The sequence below is a fragment of the Streptomyces sp. URMC 127 genome, from assembly GCF_051386535.1.
GTDB lineage: Bacteria > Actinomycetota > Actinomycetes > Streptomycetales > Streptomycetaceae > Streptomyces.
The window spans coordinates 1-4,604 of record NZ_JBPQTW010000336.1; the positions used below are offsets into that span (position 1 = coordinate 1).

Consider the following 4,604-nt stretch of genomic DNA (forward strand, 5'->3'; position numbering starts at 1 on the left):
CGGGGGTGGTGCGGATGAGGGTGAAGCGCAGGAGCGGGGGCCGGGCGGGGTCGAAGCGGTGGGCGCGGTCCTCGGCCAGCAGCCGGGCCAGTTCCGGTCCGGGGTCACCGTGCCCGGTCAGGTCGGCTTCACGCCAGGGCACCGCCACCTCCCGCGGAATCACCTGCACCGGACGGTCCGCGTCCTCCTGCCGGAAGCCCGCCCGCAAAGCGGCGTGCCGACGCAGCAACGCCTCCGCCGAAGCCCGCAAGGCCGCCGCGTCCAGAGGCCCTTGGAGACGGAGGACGAGCTGCACGGTGTAGACGTCCGGCATCTCCTCGTCGAAGGCCGAGTGGAACAGCAAGCCCTCCTGCAGCGGCGAGACCGGCAGGATGTCCTGCAGCCCCGGCGCTCCTCCCCAGGGCCCGGCAGCCAGACGGTCGAGGCGGCTCTGCGTCAGCGGCACCAGGGGGAAGTCCGAGGGGGTCCGGCCGCCCGCGCCGGGCTGAGCGGTGTGCCTGACGAACGCGTCGAGTGCCCGGGACCAGAGCCCGGTGAGCTCCTGGACGTCCTCTTCGGACAGTGCCTGCTCGGTCCACGTCCAGGAAGCCACCAGCTCGGTTCCCTCGGCACCGTCCCTGGCCAGGACGTTGACGGCGAGGTGGTGCGCCGGGCCCGGCAGCCCGGCGCCGGCCGCTGCGGCAAGGGCGTCGGCTTCTTCGGCCACGGTCCATGCGCCGGTGTCCGCGGCGGAGAATCGTCCGAGGTAGTTGAAGCCGATCTGGGGAGCCGTCGGCTTGGAGAGGCGTGGCCGGGTGGTGGGGTTGAGGTAGCGGGCGAGTCCGTAGCCGATGCCCTGGTCGGGGACTGCTCGGAGTTGTTCCTTGACGGTCTTGAGTGCTTGACCGGCGGCTTGGCCGCCTGCCAGCGCCTGGGCGAGGTCGACGCCGTCAAGCCTGAGCCGTACGGGGAAGACGCTGGTGAACCAGCCCACGGTGCGTGACACGTCCAGCCCGGGAACGAACTCGTCCCGTCCGTGCCCTTCCACGTCGACCAGCAGCTCCGTCCCGTCCCCGCCACGCCGCTGGTCCCGGGCCAGGAGCGCTACCGCCAGGGCTGTCAGCAGCACGTCGTTGACGTTGGCACGGAACGCGGCCGGTACGCCGGTGAGCAGCGGTGCCGCCCGTTCCGGGGGGATCGTCATGGTCATGGTCCGGGTGACGTCGTCCTCCCGGGGCGGCCGGTCCGCCGGCATCACACTCGGCCCGTCGAGCACCCGCTCCCACCATGCCGCTTCAGCGACCCGCTTCGGTTCGCGGGCGTGCTCCACGAGCATGTGGGCCCAGCGGCGGAACGACGTCGGTACGGGAGCAAGCTCCACCGCGCGATCCGCCGCGATCGCTGCAACGGCTGCGGCCAGGTCCGGCAGCAGAATGCGCCAGGACACCCCGTCGACCACCAGGTGATGCAGCACCAGCAACAACCGGCCCGGACGGGCACGGCCGGCATCGCACCACACCGCCTGCAGCACCGTCCCGTGCCCGGGAGCCAACCGCCGCACCGCGGCAGCGCCCTCTGCGGCGATCACCGCACGCAATGCGGCCGCGTCCAGCCCGGCCACGTCCACGCGGCGCAGGCAGGAGCTCGCCGCGACCGTGCCGCGGGGCGCGATGTCCGGCTGCCACTCGCCGCCGGGGTACCCGGTCACCTTCATCCGCAGGACGTCGTGGTGATCCAGCACCGCTTGCAGCGCCGCCGTGAGCCGAGCCGCACCGAGATCCCCGGGAACCTGCAGGAGCACCGACTGGTGGAACGCGTCGAGCGCACCTCCGCGGTCCCGCAGCCGGTGCATGACCGGGGTCAGCGGCAGCCGCCCGGTGCCGGCGTCAGGAGCCTCACCGGCCTGCTCGCCGGCCTCGTCCGCCCTTGCGGCCGCAGCGGCCAGGGCCGTGGGGCTCTTGTGCAGGAAGACATCACGCAGGGAGAAGACCAGCCCGGCGGCGCGGGCCTTGGACACGAGCTGGATGGACATGATGCTGTCGCCGCCCAGCTCGAAGAAGTTGTCGTCCGCGCCCACCGCGGCCACGTCGAGCACCTGGGCGAAGAGGCCGCAGAGCACCTCTTCCTGTGGTGTGCGCGGAGCGCGTGTCGCGGGCGGCGCCGCACCGGCTCCGGGCGCGGGCAGCGCCGCGCGGTCCAGCTTCCCGTTCGGCAGCAGGGGCAGCTCGTCCAGCAGCACGAAGACCGCCGGGACCATGTAGTCCGGCAGCGCACGCCGGACGAAGTCCCGCAAGCCCCCGGTCTCTACGGCAGCACCGGCAGCCCCGGCAGCAGGCACCGCGTACGCCACGAGCCGCTTCCCCGCCTGCCCGCCCTCCTGGACGACGACGGCGGCCCGGAGGAGGCCGGGGTGGCGGGCGAGGACCGCTTCGATCTCGCCCGGTTCGATCCGGTGACCCCTGACCTTCACCTGGTCGTCGGCCCGCCCCACGAACACCAGGTCGCCGTCGTCGTTCCAGCGGACCAGGTCCCCGGTGCGGTACATGCGCGAGCCGGACGGCCCGAACGGATCTGCTACGAACCGCTCGGCGGTCAGCCCGGGGCGGTTCGCATACCCCCTTGCCACGCCCGCCCCGGCGAGATACAGCTCTCCCGTCACGCCCGGCGGCACCGGCCGCAGACCGCCGTCCAGCACGTACGCCCGCGCATTCCACACCGGGCGGCCGATGGGCACGGCTCCCGGCGCGAGCGCGGCACCCGCACCGATCCGGTACTGGGTGCAGCTGACCGTGGTCTCGGTCGGGCCGTAGACGTTGAACACCGTGGCCGACGGGTTGCGCTGACGCCACTCGGCGAGCGGGCCGCCGCTCAGCAGGGCCTCGCCGGCGAGCAGCAGTTCCTCCGTCGGCGAGAACTCCGCGGGCAGGGCGTTGAGCAGGGTCAGGTGGCTCGGCGTGCCCTTGAGGAACGTGCACCGGGTTCCCGCGAGCCCCTGCCGGGGCAGCGCGTCCTCCTCCAGCGCTGCGAGGTGAACGCGGCCGCCGGCCAGCAGCGGAACGAACAAGCCCGTCACGGTCGTGTCGAAGGCCGCGGAGGAGTGCAGCAGCACGGTTTCCCGCGCACTCGGATACGCCTCCAGGGCCCATGCCAGATAGTCCGTGAGCGACCGGTGCTCCACCACGACGCCCTTGGGGACGCCGGTGGAACCGGAGGTGTAGATGACGTAGGCGGGGTTGGCCGGGGAGAGCGGTGCGACCCGGTCGGCGTCGCGGGGGTTCGTGTCCGGGTACCGGCTCACCTCGCCGGCCGGGTCGCCGGCATCGAGGAGCAGCAGCGGACGACCACCGGTTCCGGGGAGGCGATCAGCCGATTCCGCCGTCGTCAGGACAGCCGCGGGGCGAATGCCGTCCAGGATGAGCGAGAGCCGTGCGGACAGGGACGCGGGATCCACCGGCAGATACGCCGCCCCGGCCTTGAGCACCGCAAGCAGCGCCACCAGCAGGTCGGCCGATCGCGGCAGCACCACGGCGACGACGTCCTCCGGACCGGCGCCGTACGCGATCAGACGGTGGGCGAGCCGGTTCGCCCGGGCGTTGAGCTCCGCGTAGGACAGTGATGCGCCCTCGTGGAGTACGGCCGGCCTACCGGGCGTCCGGGCCGCCTGTTCCTCGAACAGCTCGGGCAGGTTCGCCTGCCGTACCGGGCGCGCCGTGTCGTTCCACGCCACCAGCAACCGGTGCTGTTCCTCAGCGGTCAGGATGTCGCTCTGCCCGACGAGGCGGCCGGAATCCGCGGCGATCGTCTCCAGCAGCAGGCGCAGCCGCGCCGCCGTCGCCTCGGCGGCGCCCCGTTCGACGAGGTCCGGCCGGTATTTCCAGCGCAGGTGCAGCCTGCGCCCCGGGACCACGGCGAGGCTGACCGGATAGTGGGTGCCGTCGCTCGCGCTGACGTTCCGCACCCGCAGACCGGGATGGACCTCCTCCAGCGTCGTCGCATCCAAGGGGTAGTTCTCGAACACGGTCGTCGTGTTGAAGAGCTCCGGCATTCCCGTCAGCCGCTGGATCCCGGCCAGCCCCAGGTGCTGGTGTTCCAGCAGCGCCGACTGCTCGGCCTGCAGCCGGGCCAGCATCTGCGCCCACGACTCGCTCCGGCCCCAGCGCACCCGCACCGGCACCGTGTTGATGAACAGTCCCACCATGTCCTGGATGCCGGGGACCTCCGCTCCGCGCCCGGAGACGACGCCGCCGAAGACCACGTCGTCGCGGCCGAGCAGCCGCCCGAGCAGGACTCCCCAGGCCCCCTGGACCACGGTGCTGAGCGTCAGCCCGTGGCCGCGCGCCGTCCTCGTCAACGCTGCCGTCGTGTCTTCCGGCAGTTCGACGGACAGCACGTCCGGCGTCACCGAGGAGTGGGGCCGCCGGGCCGTCGGGAACAGGGCCGGCTCTTCCATGCCGGCCAGCGCTTCCCGCCAGGCCTTCCCGGCCGCGTCCCGGTCCCGGGTGGTGAGCCAGGTGAGGTAGTTCCGGTACGGCGCGGGAGGCGGGAGGGCGGTCTCGTCCCCCTTGTGCGTGTAGAGGGTGAAGAGCTCGCGGAGGAGGGTGGGGAGGGACCAGCCGTCGAGGAGG

The 4,604-nt window shown here is 72.8% G+C and carries 1 protein-coding gene; it reads right to left on the minus strand.

What is annotated here, in order from left to right; genetic code table 11:
• The coding region (locus ACSNOH_RS33440; protein WP_436725207.1) for an amino acid adenylation domain-containing protein at nt 1–4,604 on the minus strand (4,604 nt) is incomplete at both ends.